Source organism: Agrobacterium tumefaciens, from assembly GCF_005221325.1.
Lineage (GTDB): Bacteria > Pseudomonadota > Alphaproteobacteria > Rhizobiales > Rhizobiaceae > Agrobacterium.
Map to the genome: position 1 here is coordinate 1470528 of NZ_CP039888.1, position 22328 is coordinate 1492855.

General features: G+C 58.9%; 20 protein-coding genes and 1 tRNA gene. 10 read left to right on the forward strand and 11 right to left on the reverse strand.

Going from position 1 to position 22328, the window contains the following annotated elements:
• The first annotated feature begins 60 nt into the window (after positions 1–60).
• Positions 61–858 (forward strand): exodeoxyribonuclease III, encoded by a 798-nt coding sequence (gene xth, locus CFBP5499_RS07665; RefSeq protein WP_080824965.1) that lies wholly within the window; start codon positions 61–63, stop codon positions 856–858.
• Positions 859–916: 58 nt separating this feature from the next.
• On the opposite strand, the gene exoR is transcribed toward xth, so the two are convergent.
• From exoR to CFBP5499_RS07710, 9 genes are all read right to left on the reverse strand, one after another.
• Positions 917–1711, reverse strand: coding sequence for an exopolysaccharide production regulator ExoR (gene exoR, locus CFBP5499_RS07670; RefSeq protein ID WP_080824964.1), 795 nt, complete (start codon positions 1709–1711; stop codon positions 917–919).
• A complete protein-coding gene (locus tag CFBP5499_RS07675; protein ID WP_233284186.1) occupies positions 1698–2006 on the reverse strand; it encodes a hypothetical protein in 309 nt (102 codons plus the stop codon). The genes exoR and CFBP5499_RS07675 overlap by 14 nt, the downstream gene beginning before the upstream one ends.
• A gap of 269 nt (positions 2007–2275) precedes the next feature.
• Positions 2276–3559 (reverse strand): outer membrane protein transport protein, encoded by a 1284-nt coding sequence (locus CFBP5499_RS07680; protein ID WP_080824963.1) that lies wholly within the window; start codon positions 3557–3559, stop codon positions 2276–2278.
• 453 nt (positions 3560–4012) lie between these two features.
• On the reverse strand, positions 4013–6856 hold the full coding sequence (locus CFBP5499_RS07685; protein WP_080824962.1) for a valine--tRNA ligase: 2844 nt from the start codon (positions 6854–6856) through the stop codon (positions 4013–4015).
• Positions 6857–7074: 218 nt separating this feature from the next.
• Positions 7075–8067 (reverse strand): cell division protein PopZ, encoded by a 993-nt coding sequence (gene popZ / locus CFBP5499_RS07690; protein WP_080824961.1) that lies wholly within the window; start codon positions 8065–8067, stop codon positions 7075–7077.
• Between the two features lie 387 nt (positions 8068–8454).
• Positions 8455–9126, reverse strand: coding sequence for a protein-L-isoaspartate O-methyltransferase family protein (locus CFBP5499_RS07695; RefSeq protein ID WP_080824960.1), 672 nt, complete (start codon positions 9124–9126; stop codon positions 8455–8457).
• Positions 9127–9309: 183 nt separating this feature from the next.
• Complete coding sequence (locus CFBP5499_RS07700; RefSeq protein WP_175416771.1) at positions 9310–9522, reverse strand: hypothetical protein; 213 nt, start codon at positions 9520–9522, stop codon at positions 9310–9312.
• A gap of 75 nt (positions 9523–9597) precedes the next feature.
• Positions 9598–9671 (reverse strand) — tRNA-Cys (locus CFBP5499_RS07705).
• Positions 9672–9911: 240 nt separating this feature from the next.
• Positions 9912–10064, reverse strand: a complete 153-nt coding sequence (locus CFBP5499_RS07710; RefSeq protein ID WP_080824959.1) for a DUF3309 family protein — start codon at positions 10062–10064, stop codon at positions 9912–9914.
• 719 nt (positions 10065–10783) lie between these two features.
• On the opposite strand from CFBP5499_RS07710, the gene CFBP5499_RS07720 reads away from it, so the two are divergent.
• Entirely contained in the window at positions 10784–11089 is a 306-nt protein-coding gene (locus CFBP5499_RS07720; RefSeq protein WP_080824958.1) for a hypothetical protein, read from the forward strand.
• 72 nt (positions 11090–11161) lie between these two features.
• Entirely contained in the window at positions 11162–11407 is a 246-nt protein-coding gene (locus CFBP5499_RS07725) for a DUF982 domain-containing protein (RefSeq protein ID WP_003495620.1), read from the forward strand.
• Positions 11408–11913: 506 nt separating this feature from the next.
• On the opposite strand, the gene wrbA is transcribed toward CFBP5499_RS07725, so the two are convergent.
• The gene (wrbA, locus tag CFBP5499_RS07740) at positions 11914–12513 is read right to left on the reverse strand and encodes an NAD(P)H:quinone oxidoreductase type IV (RefSeq protein ID WP_137066303.1); all 600 of its coding nucleotides are present in this window, start codon (positions 12511–12513) and stop codon (positions 11914–11916) included.
• Between the two features lie 277 nt (positions 12514–12790).
• Between wrbA and CFBP5499_RS07745 the strand changes: the two genes are divergently transcribed.
• The 6 genes from CFBP5499_RS07745 to CFBP5499_RS07770 all read left to right on the forward strand — a co-directional run bounded on the left by CFBP5499_RS07745 (position 12791) and on the right by CFBP5499_RS07770 (position 20370).
• Positions 12791–13582: a competence/damage-inducible protein A gene (locus tag CFBP5499_RS07745; protein WP_080824956.1), complete on the forward strand. Its 792-nt coding sequence runs from the start codon at positions 12791–12793 to the stop codon at positions 13580–13582.
• A gap of 100 nt (positions 13583–13682) precedes the next feature.
• The gene (locus CFBP5499_RS07750; protein ID WP_080808530.1) at positions 13683–14528 is read left to right on the forward strand and encodes a universal stress protein; all 846 of its coding nucleotides are present in this window, start codon (positions 13683–13685) and stop codon (positions 14526–14528) included.
• 126 nt (positions 14529–14654) lie between these two features.
• Positions 14655–15152, forward strand: coding sequence for a xanthine phosphoribosyltransferase (gpt, locus tag CFBP5499_RS07755; RefSeq protein WP_080790571.1), 498 nt, complete (start codon positions 14655–14657; stop codon positions 15150–15152).
• A 677-nt stretch (positions 15153–15829) separates the two neighbouring features.
• Entirely contained in the window at positions 15830–19648 is a 3819-nt protein-coding gene (locus CFBP5499_RS07760; protein WP_080824955.1) for a vitamin B12-dependent ribonucleotide reductase, read from the forward strand.
• A gap of 121 nt (positions 19649–19769) precedes the next feature.
• Positions 19770–20048, forward strand: a complete 279-nt coding sequence (locus tag CFBP5499_RS07765) for a BrnT family toxin (RefSeq protein ID WP_080824954.1) — start codon at positions 19770–19772, stop codon at positions 20046–20048.
• Positions 20038–20370, forward strand: coding sequence for a helix-turn-helix domain-containing protein (locus CFBP5499_RS07770; RefSeq protein WP_175416653.1), 333 nt, complete (start codon positions 20038–20040; stop codon positions 20368–20370). The genes CFBP5499_RS07765 and CFBP5499_RS07770 overlap by 11 nt, the downstream gene beginning before the upstream one ends.
• Positions 20371–20376: 6 nt before the next feature.
• Here CFBP5499_RS07770 and CFBP5499_RS07775 read toward each other — a convergent pair whose 3' ends face one another.
• Positions 20377–21702 (reverse strand): Nramp family divalent metal transporter, encoded by a 1326-nt coding sequence (locus CFBP5499_RS07775; RefSeq protein ID WP_175416772.1) that lies wholly within the window; start codon positions 21700–21702, stop codon positions 20377–20379.
• Between the two features lie 395 nt (positions 21703–22097).
• On the opposite strand from CFBP5499_RS07775, the gene CFBP5499_RS07780 reads away from it, so the two are divergent.
• Entirely contained in the window at positions 22098–22325 is a 228-nt protein-coding gene (locus tag CFBP5499_RS07780; protein ID WP_080824952.1) for a hypothetical protein, read from the forward strand.
• Positions 22326–22328 lie beyond the last annotated feature (3 nt).

The following is a 22328-nucleotide window of genomic DNA, read 5'->3' on the forward strand; positions in this document are numbered from 1 at the left end:
AAAAACGGTGGCAATCGCATTTGCATCGGGTAAAAGTACCCCCACAAAAGGGAAACTCCGATGAAGATTGCCACCTGGAACATCAACGGCGTCAAGGCGCGTATCGAAAACCTCTGCCAGTGGCTGAAGGATTCCTCGCCTGACATCGCCTGCCTTCAGGAAATCAAGTCGGTCGACGAGGGTTTTCCCCGGCTGGAGCTGGAGGCACTCGGTTATCATGTCGAGACCCACGGCCAGAAGGGTTTCAACGGTGTCGCCCTGCTCTCGAAAGTCAGGCCGGACGAGGTCAATCGTGGCCTGCCGGGCGATGATGCCGATGAACAGGCCCGTTTCATCGAAGGCGTGTTTTCCGTCGAAGGCGGCGCGATCCGCGTCTGTTCGCTTTACCTGCCGAACGGCAATCCGCCTGACGATCCGGTCAAATATCCCTACAAGCTTGCCTGGATGGAGCGCCTGCGGCGCTTTGCGGAAGATCGCCTTGCCATGGAAGAGCCGCTGATCCTCGCCGGCGACTACAACGTCATCCCCGAACCCTTTGATTGCCACGACCCACGCGTGTGGGAAGGTGACGCATTGTTCCTGCCGAAGACCCGCGCGGCCTTCCGTAAGCTCGAGAATCTCGGCTTCACTGACGCAGCGCGTGCGACGACCGACGCGGCAGGACTTTATTCCTTCTGGGATTATCAGGCCGGCGCATGGCCGAAAAACAACGGCATCCGCATCGATCATCTGATGCTGTCAGCGGAAGCGGCCGACAGGCTGCAATCGGTCGAGATCGAAAAACATGTGCGGGCCTGGGAAAAACCGTCCGACCATGTGCCGGTCTGCGGTTATTTCGATTTCAGTCCGATCGGCTGAGCCTCTCCTGCCGGACGGATGAAACCGCCCCGACCGGCATTCTCAATCCGGCCCATTCTCAATCAGGATCGTTGAACTGCATGTTCTGCGCCATGGCTATTGCCGCGCGGCGATCATTCTCGCCGGCCAGCGAAAAGGCCTGCTCCTGCAGGCTCTGGATCCAGGTACAATCGGCCGCCGTACATTTGTCGAGCGCCGCCGTCATGAAGGCCAGTCCCTGCGTCGTCTGACCTTCCTGGAAGATCAGATTGCCGAAAATCGACATGGCGCCGGCATGGCCGTGCTTGCGGGCCTGATTGAGCCACTTCTTGGCCTGTTGCACATCGGCGCGGCCACCCTCGCCCGCGAGGATCATCTCCGCCAGCCGGAACTGCGCTTCAGCCACGCCAAAGGTGGAAGCCACCTGGAAATAAAGCTGGCGGGCCTGCGAAAGGTCCATTTTCACGGGGCTGCCGGGAATGCCGTGACGGTAATAATCGGCAAGGGAAAGAAGGGCGTTGACGAAGAAGCCGGTATCTTCCGAACCCGGTTCCACACCCTGGCTGGCGATTTCGCTATAGATTTTGAAAGCTTCCAGATCGTTCTTGGCGACGCCATCGCCATAGGCATACATATTGGCAAGCGCCCAGCGCGAGCCGGTATGGCCCTTTTCCGCCGCGTAACGATAGGCCTCGACGGCTTCGTCCTTATTGCCGTTCTTGTAGGCCTTGAAGCCAAACTTGAACAGGTCAAAGGGGCCGGATTCCTTTGTCACGCCCGCATTAATGTCAAAAGCCAGCACCGGCATTGCGAGCGACGCAAGCAACATGCCCATGAGGAGCGGCTTTATAACGTTGGCTTCACATTTCAGCATTTAGGCGAACTTCTCTCACTCTTCCCGGCATATAGCCAATACTTGCGGAATACTGCAAAGCCGAACCCCGCCGGGTCGCGATTTTTCGAACACACTGCGTCTTTCCGGCAGCACTTTCCAGCGCACCACCGGTGGTTTCATGCGGCAATTGCCCTAATTTTCCAGTGAGACAGATATAGGCATAATTTCCGGCAACATAACGGCATTCCGTTATCTGCCGGTCAGCACCTAACAAGAAAGCCGGGCGAAATTCCCGTATTACTTGCTTAAACGCTGAATCCAAACCCGTTTTCACTTTCCGCAACTCCGCAGGCCCACATCAAACGCCTGCATGTTCTTTCATTCTCGCGCCTCTAAACATAAGCCAAGCACCCTGTTTGTGGCGGGAAATGGACAGATATGCTCACATTCCAACGCGACCCCACGCTTGCAGAAAAGTGTTGCCAAATCGTCACAAAACTTTCGGGCTAGAAAAAATTATCTGGCAAGAATCATAGTCCGGACACGAAAAAAGGCCCGGTTGGTAAACCGGACCTTTATTTTAGAACAAGCGAAAGGATGGGATCAGAACTTGACCTTCACACCGGTCGAGATCGCCGCCACGAGGTCATTGCCGAAAGTATAGCCGGCCTCGTCACCGCAAGTTGCCGTGCCGATATTGCTGCAGCGGCCACCGCGGATCGAGGATTCACCCGAGGTCAGCAGGCCGAGAGCGCCGGCAATCTTGAATTCGACGTTCGGAGTAGGCGAATAGACGACCTGGGTGCCGATCATCCAGGTATCGGTCTGTGTGCCGATAACCGTCGAGGTGCCACGATCCCAGGTCAGGCTCACGGCACCGCTCCACTGGTCATTGAACTTGTGGCCGATACCGCCGGTAACCGTCCAGCCGTCACGATAATAAAGATCGAGCGAGGTGAGCGAAGTTACACCCGCAATACAGGTGGGAACACCGACCTGGCAGAAAGGCACGACCTGAATCTGGCTCCAGTCCGTCCACTTGACCGAACCGAAAGCAAGCCAGTTCGGCGCGATACCGGACTGTACCTTGAGCTCCAGGCTATCAGGCATGGAAACCGAGCCATAGACAGGCGTGACCTTGCCGCCGTAAGCGACGAGCGCCGGAGTGCCGGCCGCCGGAAGGCTTCTGAGGTCGACAGTACCGTTCAGATCGTGATCGACCGCGCTGTTATAGACGAGGCTCGTGCGGAAAGCGATTTCCGGAATCTCGTAGGCGATACCTGCACGCCATCCCCAACCGTCGCCTTCCATATCGAGCTTGCCGACGCCGGAAAACAGGGAAGGATAAGCCGGACCAAGCGCACCCGGAGCAACCACCTGACGGTATTTGTAACCGCTGATTTCCTGATAGAAGCCACCACCGATGATCGAAAAGTCGCCCTTGCCGAGATCGAATTTCACCCGGCAGGTAGTGGCGTAGTTATGCGACTTCACCTTGGTTTCAATATTATAGCTGGAGCCCTGCCAGATGCCTGGGTTCAGATCCGCGCCCCAGGGCTGCGAATAGTCGAACATGCAGTCGCCGAAATCGCCGATGGCCGCCTTGGCGCCAACGCGTGTTGACCAATAGTTTTCAGAATCGTCAGCTGTGGTAGACCAGGAACCTGGCAGCGGACCACCGCTCTTCAGCGGATTGTCCCGCGCATTTTCCACCTTGCGCTGCGGTGCGACGAACGTTGCGGAACTGTCGAGAACATAATCGGACGGATCGAACAGCAGGTCGATATTATAACCGCCACGCTCGAGGCCGCCGGCCAGTGAAGGCGTTACCGCCGCGATGCTGACTGCGAAACATACCGCGCCGCGAAAAATTGCAGTTTTTGCCATCTCTCTCCCCAATCAAGGCAATGTGATCATCAAAAGAGTGAAGCGCTTCGCGGCAAATGACAATCTGCCGCACACTGGCACAGTTCTGCGACACTTCTCCATTTTTTACGTAAGAATTTTATGCGTATGCCCTTAAATAGTCATTTTAGGTTATTTTTCTAATCACTACGGGCGTATCCGTTATAAAACGAAACAAACACCTACGGGTGACGGGAATTGTCGCCAAATAACCACAGTGGAAGTTTCCCGGAAAAAACGCGCTTATGGGACCGTTTTTATTGGTTTTTTTCGATCTTCTGCGATGATTTTCACCGCTTCACCCTTGAAATTGCCCCGTTGCGCACCCAAAGCGATTCGACGCTGCAGCGCAACATCCCGAAACTGACAAAACACAAAAGCGCCCCGTTGATACGGAGCGCTTTCGTTTATCCTGGTCGTGGATGATTGCGCGGATTAACCGGCCTCGCTGACCCGCGTGAGAGCCGTTCTGAGGCTTGCCAGCTGAACGTCGAGCTCCGCCTTGCGCTCGCGCTCGGCGGCCACGACTTCCGGATCGGCATTGGCCACGAACTTCTCGTTCGACAGCTTCTTGTCGATGCGCTCCATTTCCGCATCCACCTTGCCGATCGCCTTTTCGAGCCGGGCCTGTTCGACCGCGAGATCGATGAGATTGCCAAGCGGCAGGCAGACGGTCGCCTCGCCGACGATGATCTGCGCGGAACCCTTGGGCGCAACATCGGCGGCGCGGATTTCATCGGCCCGTGCCAAGCGCCGGATGGCGGCCGCGTGGCGGTCAAGCCGCGCTTCGGTGGAGGTGTTGGCGCCAACGACGACCAGCGAGGCGGTGGCGCCCGGCGGCACGTTCATTTCGGCACGCGCGGAGCGGATGCCGGAGACGAGATCGATCAGCCAGTTGATTTCGGCCGCTGCAGCATCGTCGCGGAATTCCGGCTCCGGCCAGTCGGTGAGGCAAAGCAGGTTATCCCGCTCTTCTCCCTCGCCGGCCGTATGCGCCCACAGCTCTTCGGTCATGAAGGGCATGAAGGGATGCAGGAGCTTGTAGATCTCCTCCAGAACATAGGCCGCGCAGGCCTGGGATTCCCTCTTTGCCTTTTCGTCTTCACCGCTGAAGACAGGCTTCAGCAGTTCCAGATACCAGTCGCAGAACTGGTTCCAGACGAAACGATAGAGGATGCCGGAGGCATCGTTGAAGCGGAAATTCTCAAGCGCTGCCGTCACGTCGCGCGCCGTGTTGGCAAGCTCGGTCAGTATCCAGCGGTTGATCGTCAGCGATGCGGTTTCGGCCAGGAAATGCGGATCGCGCTTCACGCCGTTCATCTCGGCAAAACGCGTGGCGTTCCAGAGCTTGGTGCCGAAGTTGCGGTAACCGGCGATACGCGCCGGATCGAGCTTCACGTCACGCCCCTGCGCCGCCATGATGGCGAGCGTGAAACGCAGCGCATCCGCACCATATTCGTCGATCAGTTCCAGGGGATCGATGACGTTGCCCTTGGATTTCGACATCTTCTGGCCGTTCTTGTCGCGAACCAGCGCATGGATGTAGACCGTGCTGAATGGCTCGACCGGATTGCCGGCATCGTCCTTCATGAAATGCAGACCCATCTGCATCATCCGCACCACCCAGAACGGGATGATGTCGAAGCCGGTGACCAGCACGTTGGTCGGATAATAGCGCGCCAGTTCCGGCGTCTGTTCCGGCCAGCCGAGTGTCGAGAACGGCCAGAGCGCCGACGAGAACCAGGTATCGAGCACGTCTTCATCGCGTGTCAGGATTTCGCCCGGCGCGAAGTTCTCGAGCTTCTCTTCAACCCAGGCCTTCCACGGGCCTTCATGGGCGAGATAATGCTGGATGGCCGCCTGAAGCGCCTCTTCTTCGGTCTTTTCAACAAAGACCTGCCCATCAGGGCCGTACCACGCCGGAATCTGGTGTCCCCACCACAATTGCCGGGAGATGCACCAGGGCTGAATGTTTTCCATCCACTGGAAGTAGGTGTTTTCCCAGTTCTTCGGCACGAAATTGGTGCGGCCTTCGCGGACAGAAGCAATCGCCGGCTGTGCCAGCGTCTTGTTGTCCACCCACCACTGGTCGGTCAGGCGCGGCTCGATCGGCACACCGCCGCGGTCGCCATGCGGCACCACATGCTTGTGCGGCTCGATCTTGTCGAGCAGGCCGGCCTCCTCGAAGATTTCGACGATGATCTTGCGGGCGGTAAAACGGTCCTGTCCTTCCAGACGATCCCATGCGCCATGCAGGGCTGCGGGATGGCTGAGGCCCTCGAGGAAATCCTCGTTGTCCTCGATGGAGATCGTGCCATCGATATTCATGACATTGATGGCGCGCAGGCCACAGCGCTTGCCGACTTCGAAATCGTTGAAGTCATGTGCTGGCGTGATCTTGACCGCACCCGTGCCGGCCGTCGGGTCGGCATAGTCATCGGCAACGATCGGAATCTTCCGGCCGACGATCGGCAGGATGACATGCTTGCCGACGATGCCCTTGTAACGCTCGTCTTCCGGGTTCACCGCAACGCCGGTATCGCCGAGCATGGTTTCGGGACGCGTCGTGGCGACGACGATGTAATCGCGGGTCTCGAATTCGGTGGGCTTGCCCTCTTCATCGAATGCGATCGGATACTGATAGGTGACGCCCTTTTCCAGCGGATAGCGGAAGTGCCAGAGGTTACCCTTGACCTCGATCTGTTCAACTTCCATGTCGGAAATCGCAGTCTGCAGCTTCGGGTCCCAGTTGACGAGGCGCTTGGCCTTGTAGATCAGGTCCTGCTTGTAGAGCGTGACGAAGACTTCGAGAACGGCCTCGGACAGGCCTTCATCCATGGTGAAGCGCTCACGCGACCAGTCGCAAGAGGCGCCGAGACGTTTCAGCTGGTTGAAGATCAGACCGCCGGATTCGGCCTTCCATTCCCAGACCTTCTCCACGAAAGCCTCACGGCCCATGTCGCGGCGGCCCGGCAGCTGGTTTTCCATCAGCTTGCGCTCGACGACCATCTGCGTGGCGATGCCGGCATGGTCCATGCCCGGCTGCCACAGCACGTCCTTGCCGCGCATGCGCTCAAAGCGGACCAATATATCCTGCAGCGTGTTGTTGAGCGCGTGGCCCATATGCAGGGAGCCGGTCACATTCGGCGGCGGGATGACAATGGTGAAGGTTTCCGCGCCCGGCTTGGCGTTGGCGCCGGCACGAAAAGCGTTCGCCTCGTCCCAGGCTTTGGCGATCTTCGGTTCGACGGATGCGGAATCGTAGGTCTTTTCGAGCATTTCCTGACCTGAATTTTAGAGTTCTTGTGTGGATTTTTTAAATAAGGATGGATGGGAGAGAGTCAACAGAAACCAACCCGGGCGCCAACCATTGAGTGGACCCACGGGTGACTATGCCCCGATAACACCTTCATCTTCAACAAAAAAGCCGCTCCTGTGCCGGAGCGGCTCCTGTTTCCTCGCATCGGCGGCGATTGCAGCCTGCGGACGCAATGGCCTTAGCGGCGCGAGCCGCGCGCCACGCGCTCGATTTCCTCACGCACGAGGCGCTCCACCAACGTCGGAAGATTGTCTTCCAGCCAGTCCTGCAACATCGGGCGCAGCATCTCGGCGGCCATATCCTCGATCGAACGCCGTTCGACGCCGTCGAAAATCTCCGCCAGCTCGCTGAAGGATCGGGCGATCTGCGCACCGGCGGCGGCGGAAAGGAGATTGAGCGACAGGCCGTCCGCAATGTCCACGCCGTCTCTCGCTTCCGGCTCACCCAGCGCTTCCGGCTCACGAAGATCGAAGATCGACTTTTCGGCGACAGGTTCGAGCGCGATGTCGAAACGTTCCGCCGTCACCGGCGTATCGATGGCGCCGCGCAGCGAAAGCTGCTCGAAACGGCTCTCGGCCAAAGGTACATTTTCGATGGCGGCGGCAGCGGCACGATCCTCGGCAGCGAAGGATGCCGGCTGCTCGACGGCGCTTGTGGCCACGGCGGCCATCAGCGGGCGAACATCCGTCGGGCGCTGCGGCGCGGCGCGTTCAGGCGACGGCACGGCCGAAGGTTGCGAAACATTCAATACGGCTGAAGGTGCTGCAGTCTCGGCCGCGCGCTGTTGCGCCTGCGCGGCGAAGGCCTGCGGCCCCATGGCGGCGTTGCGGTCTGCGGCGGCGCGCACACGGGCGGCGACATCGGCAAGCGACATGGTCTTTTCGGCCTGGCTTTCCTGCCGTTCAACCGGAGCTTCAAAAGCCGGTGAAAAATCCGGCACCGGGCGCGCAGCATAGGCCTGGTTTGCGGCGGGGGGAACGCGCGCCGGCGGGCTCACGGGTTCCGCGGCGAAGGCCGCTTCGCCGGACGCCTCATCCTCATCGTCATAGACCGGCGGCAACTGTCCGGAAAACGCACCAGCAGGTCCGGTCTCGTTGCTTTCGATGATCCGGCGGATAGACGCCAGAATCTCTTCCATGGACGGTTCACGCGCGACACTTGGCTGAGCCATTTCAATCCCCGGTTTCCACTCTTGAGCGCTCAGGCCGTATCCCTCGGATACCGGACATGGCGCTTCGCACCTGTTCAATCTGTACATCGCGCCCATGACAACCAAAGCCGATTGTCGGGCCGATGCTCTGAAACAGTTCGGTCAAAACCGCCGGGCGTTTTTGCCGTCCCTGTTGCAGGGTCATGCGGGGCAGAAATACGCACACCCCGAATCACCCTTAGTCTAGGGCAGCATAGTCAGGAACTTAATCACTGATTCGACAAGTTTCGCGGTGATGCACAGCTTTGTGAAAACGGCAGGCGACGACGCATTTTACCCAGACGTCGCCCACAAAAAAGCCGGGGCGAAAAATCCACCCCGGCCCTGAAAAAAATGATCGCGAAAGGATCAGAAAACGAACTCGGCCGCCTTGGCGAAACCCGGTACGGGCTTGACAGAAGCGTTGAAAGAGCTTGCGGCCGAGGTGCTGTTGCCATCACGGCGATAGACCGTGGCCTTGGCGGCATTGCCATATCCGACGACGACGACAAGACGTCCGCCATCTCGCAACTGGTCGGTCAGCGCCGTCGGCACTTCCTCGACCGAGCCGTTGATGAAAATCAGATCATAGGGCGCTTCGCCCGCATAACCCTTGGCAAGATCGCCGGTCACGACAGCGACATTGTCATAGCCGAGCGAGGCAAGCGTCTCGGTCGCCTGTGCGGCAAGTGCCTCGTCGCTTTCGAGCGAAACCACCGAACCGGCAAGCTGGGACAGGATGGCGGCCGCATAACCGGAGCCACCACCAACTTCCAGCACCACGTCTTCTGGGGAGAGGGCGGCAAGCTGCAAAAGCTTCGCCAGCGGCGAGGCCTTCATGACATAACGGGCCGGGCGACCGTCGCGCGCCGGACAGATTTGCAGATCCTCATCCGCATAGGCAATCTGCCGCACACCCGCCGGCACGAATGCCTCGCGCGGCACGCTCAAAAACGCCTTCAGCACGGAATGCGACGTCACGTCGGTCGTGCGCAACTGGCTGTCGACCATATTGGCGCGTGCGGTTTCGAAATCCATCATGTCCTTATCGCCTCAATTTCAAGGATAGGGCTGGAAACCAGCCCGAAGTCGGAAGATGCAGCCGACCGTTAAAACAATCTCATAATTGCCAGACGCTGCGCTTTCAAGCGCGCTCATTGGCTGCGATCCCAAAAAGCACAGGCGGGTGACGCAAATTTCTCGCGATTGGCAGGAAATACGTCGTCAGGAAGCGGGAATATCCGGCATGATCCACCAGAAAAGCTGAACGAGATCGCTCCAAAGCCGCGCCATGTCCTCGATCATCTGGACCGTCGTCACATAGGCATAGATCGCCAGAATGGTAACAATACCGAGAAGCAGCCATGGCCAGAGCCTTGGCTTCCTGTTGTTGCCCGCGTTTTCCTGCTGATCCTGATCCACGCTCTCCTCCTGCATTCTGGCCGAAAACGGCATGCGCCCGCATCATCCGCGGATCGCAGCCATGATATAATGCCGATGGTGAGAGAAATTTGGAGGCCTCGCCCGGAATTGAACCGGGGTACAAGGATTTGCAGTCCTCTGCGTCACCACTCCGCCACGAGGCCTCACACGCTCTTTTATTCAAGCGATGGCGGGCATTTAGAACGAATCCATTTTGGGCGCAAGAGGGTTCGTTCTGAATGTGATGTTTTTTGGAGCCCTGGGGGCGCAATGAATGAGCCCACCTCCTAAGCGCTTAAGATTGCGTGGTTTTTTTGTATCCTCCTCATATTTCGGAATAAACAATGCCCGCATGCGCCGCGTTTGCGGCGATGCGGGCATGATACATTCCCTTGGGTGATCGATCAGATCCGCCCGATGAGGACCAGGATCAGGACGATGACCAGAACCAGTCCGAGGCCGCCCGACGGGCCATAACCGTAATTATGATACCCCCAGCTTGGCAGCGCGCCGATCAGGAACAGGATGAGCAGGATGACGAGGATGGTGCCGAGCATGTGTAACCCTCCACTGTTGGCATGTACCTGTCTGCTTCAATGATACAGCCTGAAAAAAGTTCCGTTACACTCCCCTCGCCGCGGCCTGTCCTGCGCAATGCATCTCAGCCCTTTCAAAGGGTTAAGTTATGATTGCATATGGACTGGCGGATCGAGCAGCCTCCGCCGCCTGCCGCATAAGGTAATTTGCCGGATAAAAATCTTCGGCGTGGGATCGCGCAGTCCTCCCGGATTTCGGTGCAGCCGCCCGGCTGCCGGCAGGCTGGGCCGTGGCAGCGAATTATTCGAGGTGATTTCTCGGCCTATGTCGATTGGCCGTTGTCCGTCATAGTAAAAAAAGTCCCCCGTACCCTGAAACCGGCGGGAGACGGAGAGATCTGGCATTACTGGCAGTGCGCCGGATCTCTCCCGCCCCTCCCATTCTCCGAGCAGCCACACGGATATTTTACCGGCGGTGACATGCGCTCCCCTTGCCTTGCCGGTTTCACTCCGGCTAGACCCCGGACCGGGAGGGAGAAACGAGAATCATATGTCCGGTTTTGCGAACCTCATCCCGCTTTTCATCTTCGGCCTCCTCGTCTACGCTTTCTTCCGCTGGGTCGCGCGCGACATACAGAATCCGAAAGGCAAATAGACGGGACGAATTGTGTCCGCTCTTTCCGCCCGAGGGAACCGCTGCGCCTCCATATCGTTTTTAAAGACGCACTTCGGAGGACAGGATGAAAACGCTCCTATCATCGGCCGCTATCACGCTTTCACTGGCACTTTCAGGATGCACGACCGCCGGCCCCGGCTCATATCCCGGACCTGCACCCTATGTCGAACCCATCCCCGGCAGCATCATCTATAGGGGCCAGCCGCGCACCAAGCTGACGAAATCCCCGATCGGCAGCACCTTCACCCATGATTTCCGCATCGATGGCAGCACCAGGGCGGTGGAGACCTATCGCATCGCGCCTGACCGGTCGCTGGAACTCATCGACCGCCGTATCATTCGCGAATGGCTGTTCGGGCGCGACGACTGACCGCACCGCAGCCGGTTGCGCATCCCCGCCGCTTGGTTTAGAGCCGGGCCCAACAACCACTATGGATAGGCGATGAACACGCGCTGGCAAAAACCCGTCCTGATCGCGTTTGAAACGCCGGGCGATTACACGAGCATCGAGACCACGCAGGCGGCATCCTGGGCGTTGATCGAGGATTGGCCAATAGAAGATGGCGATGCGCTCGACAAGGCGCTGCTGGTCTGCGCCGCCGTCGATGCCGGCAAAAAAAAGCCGGAGGATGCGCGCAAGGCCTTCATCGCTGCCGCAATCGAGGCCGGCCTCGACATCAAGGCGTGATGACATCGGGTCATTTGGCCGAGAAATGCGCTCTGTAGCGCGAAAACGTCAAGACAACGGGTTCGAAGGGTAAAAACAGATGGAAGCTTCCGCAAACATGAAAAAAGCCCTGTTCATCTTCCTCCTCTCCTGCCTCGCAATCGGCCTTGTCGGCCACCTCGTGGTCGCCTTCGTCGTCACCGGCTGAGGCGCGGATATCCCTCGGTCCGGGGACTGAGAGGCACGGGCTAAAATTTCCCGAATTTTACGTTTCTGTTATGGAACCGCGATAAACTTTGTCCGTTCTCTTTTCGCTCACCATGAGGAGGATTGGAATGCGTGACGGATTGAACGGTTTTCTCGAAATTTCGATGATCGGCTTCGTGATCGCAAGCTGCTTTTTGATGGTCAACCCGCCGATCTGACCAGCCTTAAAAATCCTTCGTCCCACCGGTCCGGCATCTAAAACGCCGGCGCAAAGAAAATGCGGCCTTTTGGGCCGCATTTCTTTTTCAATAAACGTTGGCTCAGGCAGAAAGCTTGGCGGCCAGCTTGGCGACATGCGCGCCCTGATAACGGGCGGCTTCCAGCTCGATTGCGGAAGGCTGGCGCGAGCCGTCACCATCGGTGATGGTGGAAGCGCCATAGGGTGAACCGCCCTTGATTTCATCGACGCCCATCTGGCGCTGGAAGGCATAGGGCAGACCAACGACGGCCATGCCATGGTGCAGGAAGGTGGGGATGAAACCGAGAATGGTCGATTCCTGACCGCCGTGCTGGGTGGCGGACGAGGTGAAGGCCGAGCCGACCTTGCCAACCAGCTTGCCGCTGAACCACAGGCCGCCGGTCTGGTCCCAGAAATTGCGCATCTGCGAGGCAACCGTGCCGAAGCGCGTGCCCGCGCCGACGATGATGGCGTCGTATTCGGCCAGTTCGTCTACCGTCGCTACGGGTGCCGGCTGATCCATCTTGAAGTGCGAGGCCTTGGCGACCTCTTCCGGAACCAGTTCGGGAACGCGCTTGACCACGGCTTCCGCGCCGGTGGACTTCACGCCTTCGGCAACCGCATAGGCCATTGTCTCGATATGGCCGTAAGAGGAGTAATAAAGTACCAGAACCTTCGTCATTCTCTTCGTTTCCTTTGTTGGAACTGTTTCCGGCGTACCGGCCAGAAGCTTCTTCAAAAACTCGATGATCATCGGCGTTGATCCGTGAAATGTGTATGACGAGAAGGTAGCTGACGGACCCTCATCCCGCCAGCCGGGGATTGGCATACGCACTGTTCACCATGAGTGAACGGAAAACCGGAACGTCCACCATTTACAAAAAGACATTTTTTCAAAACCGCTTTGCATTCCCCTGGCGCAGGGCTAACGTCTGATAAAACAGATGACGAGTGCACCCATGTCCAATCCCTCCTCCACCTCCTCCGTTGTCACCGCCGCCATGCTCGCCATCGGCGACGAGTTGCTGTCGGGCCGCACCAAGGACAAGAATATCGGGCATCTTGCGGATGTGCTCACCATGTCGGGGATCGACCTCAAGGAAGTACGCATCGTCGCCGACGAGGAGGACGAGATCGTCGAGGCGCTGAACGCGCTGCGCAGCCGTTATGATTATGTCTTCACCTCGGGCGGCATCGGCCCGACCCATGACGACATTACCGCCGATGCGGTCTCTGCGGCGTTCGGCCTGCCCTGCGAACACGATGCCGAGGCGCTGCGCCTCCTGGGCGACATGTATCGCGTCCGCGAAATGGAATTCACCGAGGCGCGAAAGCGCATGGCGCGTATGCCGAGAGGTGCGGCCCATATTGCCAATCCGGTTTCCGTCGCTCCCGGCTTCATCATCGGCAATGTCTACGTCATGGCCGGCGTGCCGCAGGTGTTCCAGGCCATGCTAGACAATGTCATGCCGACCCTGCGCACCGGCGCGAAGGTCATGTCGCAGGCGGTGCGCTCGCCCTATGGCGAAGGCGATATCGGCACGCCGCTGACGGCCATCCAGAAGGCCCACCCCGAAACCAGCATCGGCTCCTATCCGAAATATGACGGGCAGCGCTTCTCCACCGAGATCGTCGTGCGCGCCCGTGACGCCGGCGTGCTGAAGGCGGCAGCCGAGGCGGTGGCAGCCATGATCGAAGCGATCGGCCAGGAGAAACAGCTGGCCGCAAGCAAGGGCGATGCGACAGCCTGAGAGAGAAGTTTCAAGGCGTTGAGTTGACCAAAATCAAGGTGGCCATCGGCAAAGACGGCCACTCTCCCCACAGAAAACAGATGTCACCGAGGAGAGAGAAATGGGTTACAAAACGATACTGGCAGTGGTCGATAATGTTTCGAACACGCAGAAGCTCGGCGAATTCGTGGTGAGCCTTGCCGACCAGTTTTCCTCGCATGTGATCGGCCTGCACATGGAAACCCTGGCGGCCGTTCCACTGGTCGCGCCGATGGAAATTCCCGACCCCGCCACCGTGCAGGCACTGCAGGATGTGGCGCACAAAGAAACCACCGATGTCGGCACGCTTTTCGAGCGCACGCTGTCAGCCAACGGCATCTCGCATGAATGGCGCAGCTTCGTCACGTCGGTGGGTTACGCCTCCGCATCAGCCATCGACAGCGCCCGCTGCGCCGATCTTGTCGTCGCGCGCCAGAGCAGCTCTTCGGCACTGTCCGACAGCCGCTCCGATATTGACGGCTTCCTTTATGAAAGCGGCCGCCCCGTTCTCCTCGTGCCGCATGTGCTGACCGTCGCCAAGCCGATCAAGCGCGTCCTGATCGCCTGGAACGGCTCGCGGGAAGCCACACGCGCCACCTTCGACGCCCTGCCCTTCCTGAAGGCGGCCGATAGCGTCGAGATTTTCTCCGTCGACCAATCCGAGAGCGAAACGCAGTCTGCGGGCCTTGCCGGTGCTGAACTCGCCGCCACGCTTGCCCGCCACGGTGTGAATGTCACGGTCACCTCGCAGGAAAAGATCGCCGGGCTTTCGCCGCAGGCGGCTATCGAAAACCGCCTGTCCGATAACAGCATCGACCTTCTGGTCATGGGCGCCTATGGCCATTCCCGCTGGTGGGAACTGCTGTTCGGCGGCGTCACCCGCACCCTGCTCGATTCCATGACGGCGATGACGCTGCTGTCGCGTTAAAAATGAATGCGGCGCGAGTAGCGCCGCAATCTCCCGCTCTCGCCTTTACGCGGAACGCTTGCCTTTTTGCCGGTCTTGCGGCTATTAGCCAAAGCCACCGACAATTTTGACCAGATGGTAGACGACATGTCCCTTCCCGATAAAGCCTTTCCCGTCTCCTGGGACCAGTTCCACCGTGATGCCCGCGCGCTTGCATGGCGCCTTGCCGGCCTCGACAAAGAGTTCCGGGCGATCGTCTGCATCACCCGCGGCGGCCTCGTTCCGGCGGCGATCATTTCCCGTGAACTGAACATCCGCATGATCGACACGGTCTGCATCGCCACGCGTCATGACTATGTCAACCAGGGCGACACGGTTCTCTTGAAGGGCGTGGCGCCGGAACTGACGGCTGATGCCGGCGAAGGCGTGCTTGTCGTCGACGACCTCACCGATACCGGCAAGACGGCGCTGGAAGTGCGCGAAATGTTGCCGAAGGCGCATTTCGCCTGCGTTTACGCCAAACCGAAGGGCGTGCCGACCATCGACACTTTTGTCACCGAAGTCAGCCAGGACACCTGGATTTATTTTCCCTGGGACATGGGCTTCACCTATCAGGAGCCGATCGCCAAGGGTTCGCGCGGCTGATTGCCTGTCACCGCTGAAATCAGCTCTGAAAAGCCGCCCCTTCGAGGGCGGTTTTTTGTGGAGAAACGTCTTTTTTGACAGCTGCGGAAAACACGGAAAAACCGCAGTGTCGCCATTATGCCTCACCCCGGAAATGCGGGGTTTTGCCTTTCCGTTGCGGAAACCAGCCTCGCGCAAGCTTCAAATTTTTCCGCCAAGTCACTGATTTTTCTAATTGCTTTTCCTATCCCCGTTTTCCACAGGCACTCCACACAATATCTTGTGGTTAAAAATGCGTTTCAATCTATGTCTTGACGAATCTGTGTCACGAGAGGAAAGTGACACTTATGTTGCGGCGGCAACGGACCGGAAAGTAACGAGGCCGGTTCTTCTCCATCTTCAGCGCGCAGGTCCAGAGCGGCGTCCCGACCATGAGGGGGCGGTTCGCCGGTGGGTTTCGTGCGCCTTGCAGAAACCGCCAAAAACATCATGCGGGGACTGGCGGCAGGAAGCTGTTGATACTATATTTAGTATTCCAAACTATGCTTGCAGCCGAATAAGCCACGAGATACAGGGATCATATCCAAGGATGAACATCCCTTACAGATCGGCAACACCCGGCTGCGCGAAGGCATCGCACGGCTGGACCGGATTTTTGCGCCCTTTGCCGGGCGCCCAATGGACGAGGACAGGAAACCATGCGCATTGAACGCCGCTTCACGAAGCCCGGCCAATCGCCTTATGCGGAGATCGACTTCCGCAAGGCCGTCAGTGAAATCAAGAACCCGGATGGATCGATCGTGTTCCGTCTGGCTGATATCGACGTTCCCGCGCAGTTCAGCCAGGTTGCGACCGACGTTCTGGCGCAGAAATATTTCCGCAAGGCCGGCGTGCCGAAGTTCCTGAAAAAGGTCGAGGAAAACGACGTTCCGTCCTTCCTGTGGCGCTCCGTTCCCGATGAAAAGGCGCTGAAGGACGTGCCGGAAGCCGAACGTTTCGGCTCCGAGACCGATGCGCGCCAGGTCTTCGACCGTCTGGCCGGCACCTGGGCCTATTGGGGTTGGAAGGGCAAATATTTCTCGTCCGAAGAAGATGCCCTCGCCTTCCGCGACGAGCTTGCCTATATGCTCGCCACCCAGCGCGTTGCGCCGAACAGCCCGCAATGGTTCAACACCGGCCTGCACTGGGCCTATGGCATTGATGGCCCCGGCCAGGGCCACTTCTATGTCGACCCCTTCACGGGCAAGCTGACCAAGTCCAAGTCCGCCTACGAACATCCGCAGCCGCATGCCTGCTTCATCCAGTCCGTCGAAGACGATCTGGTCAATGAAGGCGGCATCATGGATCTGTGGGTGCGTGAAGCGCGCCTGTTCAAATATGGCTCCGGCACCGGCTCCAACTTCTCCTATCTCCGCGGCGAAGGCGAAAAGCTTTCCGGCGGCGGCAAGTCCTCGGGTCTGATGAGCTTCCTCAAGATCGGCGACCGCGCAGCCGGCGCCATCAAGTCCGGCGGCACCACTCGCCGTGCGGCGAAGATGGTCGTCGTTGATGCCGATCACCCTGACATCGAAGCCTATATCGACTGGAAGGTGAACGAGGAGCAGAAGGTTGCCGCTCTCGTCACCGGTTCCAAGATCGTCGCCAAGCACCTGAAGGCGATCATGAAGGCCTGCGTCAACTGCGAGGCTGACAATGGCGATTGTTTCGACCCGGCCAAGAACCCTGCCCTGAAGCGCGAAATCCGCGCTGCCAAGAAGGACATGGTGCCGGAAAACTACGTCAAGCGCGTCATCCAGTTCGCCGAACAGGGTTACAAGGACATTCAGTTCAAGACCTACGACACGGATTGGGATTCGGAAGCCTATCTGACGGTATCCGGCCAGAACTCCAACAATTCCGTATCGCTGAAGGACGACTTCCTGCGCGCTGTCGAAAATGACGGCGACTGGAACCTCACCGCCCGCAAGGACGGCAAGGTCATGAAGACGCTGAAGGCCCGCGATCTCTGGGAAAAGATTTCCCACGCCGCCTGGGCTTCCGCCGATCCCGGCCTGCACTTCAACACCACCATGAACGACTGGCACACCTCGCCGGCCGAAGGCCCGATCCGCGCTTCCAACCCGTGCTCGGAATATATGTTCCTCGACGACACGGCCTGCAACCTTGCCTCGCTGAACCTGCTTCAGTTCAAGGATGCCAGGACGAAGCGCATCGATATCGCCGATTACGAACATGCCGTTCGCCTGTGGACCGTCGTTCTCGAAGTGTCGGTCATGATGGCGCAGTTCCCGTCGCGCCAGATTGCCGAACGCTCCTATGAATACCGCACGCTCGGCCTCGGTTACGCCAATATCGGCGGCCTGCTGATGTCGTCGGGCATTCCCTATGACAGCGATGAGGGCCGCGCCATTGCCGGTGCGCTTACCGCGATCATGACCGGCGTTTCCTACGCAACCTCGGCTGAAATGGCCGGCGAGCTTGGCCCGTTCCCGAGCTTTGCGCCGAACCGCGACAACATGCTGCGCGTCATCCGCAACCACCGCCGCGCCGCCCATGGCCTGTCGGATGGTTATGAGGGCCTGTCGGTCAACCCGGTCGCGCTCATCCATGCCGATTGCACCGACCAGGACCTCATCGCCCATGCGACAGCCGCTTGGGACAAGGCGCTGGCGCTCGGCGAACAGCACGGCTACCGCAACGCCCAGACGACGGTTATCGCGCCGACCGGCACGATCGGCCTCGTGATGGATTGCGACACGACCGGCATCGAGCCCGATTTCGCGCTGGTGAAGTTCAAGAAGCTCGCCGGCGGCGGTTATTTCAAGATCATCAACCGCGCGGTTCCGGATGCGCTGCGTTCGCTCGGTTATTCCGAAAGCCAGATCGCCGAGATCGAAGCCTATGCTGTCGGCCATGGCAATCTCAACCAGGCGCCGGCCATCAACCCCTCGACGCTGAAGGCCAAGGGCTTCACCGATGAGAAGATCGAAGCCGTCAACGCCGCGCTCAAAAGCGCCTTCGACATCAAGTTCGTCTTCAACCAGTGGACGCTCGGCGCTGACTTCCTCAAGGGCACGCTGAAAGTTTCCGACGAGCAGCTCTCCGACATGAGCTTCAACCTGCTCGACCATCTCGGTTTTGCGAAGAAGGACATCGAAGCGGCAAACGTTCACGTCTGCGGTGCGATGACGCTGGAAGGCGCACCGTTCCTGAAGAACGAACACCTGGCGGTCTTCGATTGCGCCAACCCCTGCGGCAAGATCGGCAAGCGTTATCTCTCGGTCGAATCGCATATCCGCATGATGGCAGCGGCACAGCCATTCATCTCCGGTGCGATCTCCAAGACGATCAACATGCCGAACGATGCAACGGTTGAGGATTGCGGCGCAGCCTACATGCTGTCCTGGAAGCTGGCGCTGAAGGCCAACGCCCTCTACCGCGATGGCTCCAAGCTGTCCCAGCCGCTCAACGCCTCGCTGGTGGAAGATGAGGACGACGAAGATTTCGTCGAGGAACTGATCCAGCAGCCGCTCGCCCAGCAGGCCGTGACGATCACCGAAAAGATCGTCGAACGCGTCATCGAGCGTGTTTCCCGCGAGCGTGAAAAGCTGCCGAACCGCCGTCAGGGTTACACCCAGAAGGCAACCGTCGGCGGTCACAAGGTCTATCTGCGCACCGGCGAATTCGGTGACGGCCGCATCGGCGAAATCTTCATCGACATGCACAAGGAAGGTGCCGCCTTCCGTGCGATGATGAACAATTTCGCAATCGCCATTTCGCTCGGCCTGCAATATGGCGTGCCGCTGGAAGAATATGTGGAGGCATTCACCTTCACCAAGTTCGAACCGGCCGGCATGGTGCAGGGCAACGACGCGATCAAGAACGCCACGTCGATCCTCGACTACGTGTTCCGCGAACTCGCCGTCTCCTATCTCGGCCGCCACGATCTCGCCCATGTCGATACGTCCGACTTCTCCAACACGGCGCTCGGCAAGGGTATTCAGGAAGGCAAGACCAACCTGCTCTCCACCGGCTGGACACGCGGTTACAAGCCGACGCTGGTTTCCAGCAACGAAGGCGATCGCTCCGCTGCCGAACCCAAGGGCTCGGCAACGGCGGCCCCCGCCGGCGCATCAGCCAACGTCACCTCCTTTGCAGGCTCCGCCGCCCGCAAGCTGGAACCGACGGTCGCGATCGCAACGTCAGAAATCGTCTCCTTCAAGCGGGACTATGAGGAGCGCGCCAAGGAACTGGCCGAAGAAATCGCCGAAGAAGTGATCGACGAGGTCGTCCAGGAATCCCAGCAGACGGCCACCGCCCTCTTCTCCGACAAGGCCGCAGCAGACGCTGCTTCGGCGAAGACGGAAGCCAAGAAGGTGGAAAACGAACGCCGCATGCGCTCGATCGCACAGGGCTATACGGGCAATATGTGCTCGGAATGCCAGAACTTCACGATGGTGCGGAATGGCACCTGCGAGAAGTGCGATACTTGCGGTGCGACGAGCGGTTGCAGCTAAGGATTTAGCTTAGGCAGCACCACCAAAAAATGATTAGTCTTGAGGGCTCTTTCAGATATGAAAGAGCCCTTATTGTTTTGATGTTTTATTTATTGAAACTACTGGAAGCCCGTAGTTCAGAATGTTATATTTCGAATGGAATGCACATAAGGCGTCAGCCAATCTCGCCAAACATGGCGTTAGTTTTGAAACGGCCCGTAAAGTTTTTGACGATCCCTTTGCGGTGGATATCGAAGATCGTTCGGCGAATTATGATGAAGTCCGACGTCGTATAGTGGGATTGGGCAACGGATTGGTTCTAACCATTATTTACACCGAACGAAGCGAAACAATCCGCATCATTTCTGCACGAAAAGCGACACGCGCGGAGCGTAAGGAATACGACGACAATGGCTGGTAAAATCGACCAAACCGACTGGGCTCGTCTTCACGCGATGACTGATGAAGAAGCGGAAGCCAATGCACTGGCCGATCCCGACAATCCACCGCTTTCGGCCGAAAAGCTCGCCTCCGCCCCCAGAATGCCGCGCATCAAGATCATCCGCCGGGCTCTAAAGCTGACGCAGGAGGAGTTTTCCGCGCGTTATCATATCCCGCTCGGCACACTGCGCGATTGGGAACAGGGCCGTAGCGAGCCAGATCAACCAGCCCGCGCCTATCTGAAAGTCATCGCCATCGACCCCGAGGGAACGGCGGCCGCGCTCCGTAAAGGCGCGGCCTGACCCGCCTCACCCCATAAAATCCACCAGCAGCTTCACATTCAGCGCCGCAATCACCACCGCGATCAGCCATGCAAAGGCCGAGAGCCAAAGCGGCGAGCGCAACTCACCCATCTTGGCCTTGTCGGCGGTGAACATGACGAGCGGGAAGACGGCGAAGGAGAGTTGCAGGCTGAGCACCACCTGCGTCAGGATCAGCAGTTCGGCCGTGCCGCTGTCGCCGTAAAAGATGGTCACGGCGGCGGCGGGGACGATGGCGATGGCGCGGGTGATGAGGCGGCGCAGCCAGGGGGCGAGCCGCATCTTGAGGAAACCCTCCATCACGATCTGGCCGGCGAGCGTTGCCGTGACGGCGGAATTGATGCCGCAGCATAAAAGCGCCACGCCGAACAGTGTCGGCGCAATGGCAAGGCCGAGCAGAGGTGCCAGCAGATTATGCGCTTCGCCGAGTTCGGCGACATTGGTCTGCCCCGCCTTGTTGAAGGTCGCCGCTGCGAGGATGAGGATCGAGGCGTTGATCAGCAGGGCGAACATCAGCGCGATGGTGGAATCGAGCGTGGCGAATTTCAACGCCTCACGTTTTTCGGCAACGGTGGGGCCGATTTCGCGGGTCTGCACGATGCCCGAATGCAGGTAGAGATTATGCGGCATGACAGTCGCACCCAGAATGCCGAGCGCGAGATACAGCATGTCCGGATTGGTGACGATCTCAGTCGTCGGCGCAAACCCAAGGATCACCTGCCCCCAGTCAGGGTCGGCCAGCGCCACCTGAATGGCGAAACATACGGCGATGACGCCAAGCAGCGTGATGACCAGCGCCTCCACCCAGCGAAAACCGAGCTTCTGCAGATAGAGGATCAGGAACACATCGAGCGCAGTGATGAGAACGCCGAGTTCCAGCGGAATGCCGAAAATCAGGTTGAGGCCGATGGCCGTGCCGATCACCTCGGCAATATCGGTGGCGATGATGGCGATTTCCGCAAGCAGCCACAGCACCATCGCCACGGGTTTCGGATAGGCATCACGGCAGGCCTGGGCGAGATCGCGGCCGGAAGCAATCGCAAGACGGGCACAGAGCGACTGAAGAACGATCGCCATGATGTTCGAAACCAGCGCGACCGTCAGCAGCGTGTAACCGAATTTGGAGCCGCCGGCGAGCGATGTCGCCCAGTTGCCGGGATCCATATAACCGACCGCGACGAGATAGCCGGGGCCAAAAAAGGCCATGGCCCGGCGAAACGTGCTGGCATCCGGCTTGATGCGGATCGAACTGTGAACGTCGGACAGCGAAAGATCATCACCGTTCCGCCGCCATCCAAAGACTGGCTTGTCCATCTTCTGTGCTTTCATGGAAATCGAATTGCTGCAATTGCAAATCATTCTCACAAAGGATGCGGACTGGCAAGCGGAGTTTCAGGGATGAATGCGGGCCTTCCCTACCGTTATTCCGACGTTAAGCCGCAGGCCAGCCGCAAGAGCGACTGGAGGTGAAAAGGCTCCTCCCGCCACGCCAACGCGCATTGCCGGGATTTGGTTCAAGGCCTGCATGATAGAAAGATAGCGGCACATGCAGGGGATCACCGCACGCGGACCGGTGGGCAATGGGCGCCTGTAAAAGCCGGGGCTCACGCCTCACGGCCTTGTCATCACCCCTGCCCGGCCATTTCGGAACAGCTGCGAACCCGCATGCGTTGAATGGTCAGAAAGCAATTCAATAACCGGGGAAGTTCATGCGACACGGCCATAAATTCAGCCTGGTGAACCATCCGAGCCGATGGCCCAGATATATCATGGCGCACCGAAGGCCGCGCGACTGGCTGATGACGATCAGCGGCATCGTGCTGCTGTTCATCGTAGCCGCGGCGGTGGCCATGGGTTACCTCGTCACCAGCCACCCCGGCAAGCCAGAGCCGAACCCCGGCATCGTGGAGGAACAGGCCGCGGAAAACGACGGGTAAGCG

Coding starts and splice junctions, on each gene's coding strand:
- gpt (WP_080790571.1), top strand. CDS start 14,655: ATGTCCCTTCCCGATAAAGCCTTTCCCGTCTCCTGGGACCAGTTCCAC.
- CFBP5499_RS07685 (WP_080824962.1), bottom strand. CDS start 6,856: ATGCTCGAAAAGACCTACGATTCCGCATCCGTCGAACCGAAGATCGCC.
- CFBP5499_RS07680 (WP_080824963.1), bottom strand. CDS start 3,559: ATGGCAAAAACTGCAATTTTTCGCGGCGCGGTATGTTTCGCAGTCAGC.
- CFBP5499_RS07700 (WP_175416771.1), bottom strand. CDS start 9,522: ATGCAGGAGGAGAGCGTGGATCAGGATCAGCAGGAAAACGCGGGCAAC.
- CFBP5499_RS07745 (WP_080824956.1), top strand. CDS start 12,791: ATGTCCAATCCCTCCTCCACCTCCTCCGTTGTCACCGCCGCCATGCTC.
- CFBP5499_RS07770 (WP_175416653.1), top strand. CDS start 20,038: ATGGCTGGTAAAATCGACCAAACCGACTGGGCTCGTCTTCACGCGATG.
- CFBP5499_RS07750 (WP_080808530.1), top strand. CDS start 13,683: ATGGGTTACAAAACGATACTGGCAGTGGTCGATAATGTTTCGAACACG.
- wrbA (WP_137066303.1), bottom strand. CDS start 12,513: ATGACGAAGGTTCTGGTACTTTATTACTCCTCTTACGGCCATATCGAG.
- CFBP5499_RS07720 (WP_080824958.1), top strand. CDS start 10,784: ATGAAAACGCTCCTATCATCGGCCGCTATCACGCTTTCACTGGCACTT.
- CFBP5499_RS07760 (WP_080824955.1), top strand. CDS start 15,830: ATGCGCATTGAACGCCGCTTCACGAAGCCCGGCCAATCGCCTTATGCG.
- popZ (WP_080824961.1), bottom strand. CDS start 8,067: ATGGCTCAGCCAAGTGTCGCGCGTGAACCGTCCATGGAAGAGATTCTG.
- CFBP5499_RS07765 (WP_080824954.1), top strand. CDS start 19,770: ATGTTATATTTCGAATGGAATGCACATAAGGCGTCAGCCAATCTCGCC.
- CFBP5499_RS07780 (WP_080824952.1), top strand. CDS start 22,098: ATGCGACACGGCCATAAATTCAGCCTGGTGAACCATCCGAGCCGATGG.
- CFBP5499_RS07775 (WP_175416772.1), bottom strand. CDS start 21,702: ATGGACAAGCCAGTCTTTGGATGGCGGCGGAACGGTGATGATCTTTCG.
- exoR (WP_080824964.1), bottom strand. CDS start 1,711: ATGCTGAAATGTGAAGCCAACGTTATAAAGCCGCTCCTCATGGGCATG.
- CFBP5499_RS07725 (WP_003495620.1), top strand. CDS start 11,162: ATGAACACGCGCTGGCAAAAACCCGTCCTGATCGCGTTTGAAACGCCG.
- CFBP5499_RS07710 (WP_080824959.1), bottom strand. CDS start 10,064: ATGCTCGGCACCATCCTCGTCATCCTGCTCATCCTGTTCCTGATCGGC.
- xth (WP_080824965.1), top strand. CDS start 61: ATGAAGATTGCCACCTGGAACATCAACGGCGTCAAGGCGCGTATCGAA.
- CFBP5499_RS07695 (WP_080824960.1), bottom strand. CDS start 9,126: ATGATGGATTTCGAAACCGCACGCGCCAATATGGTCGACAGCCAGTTG.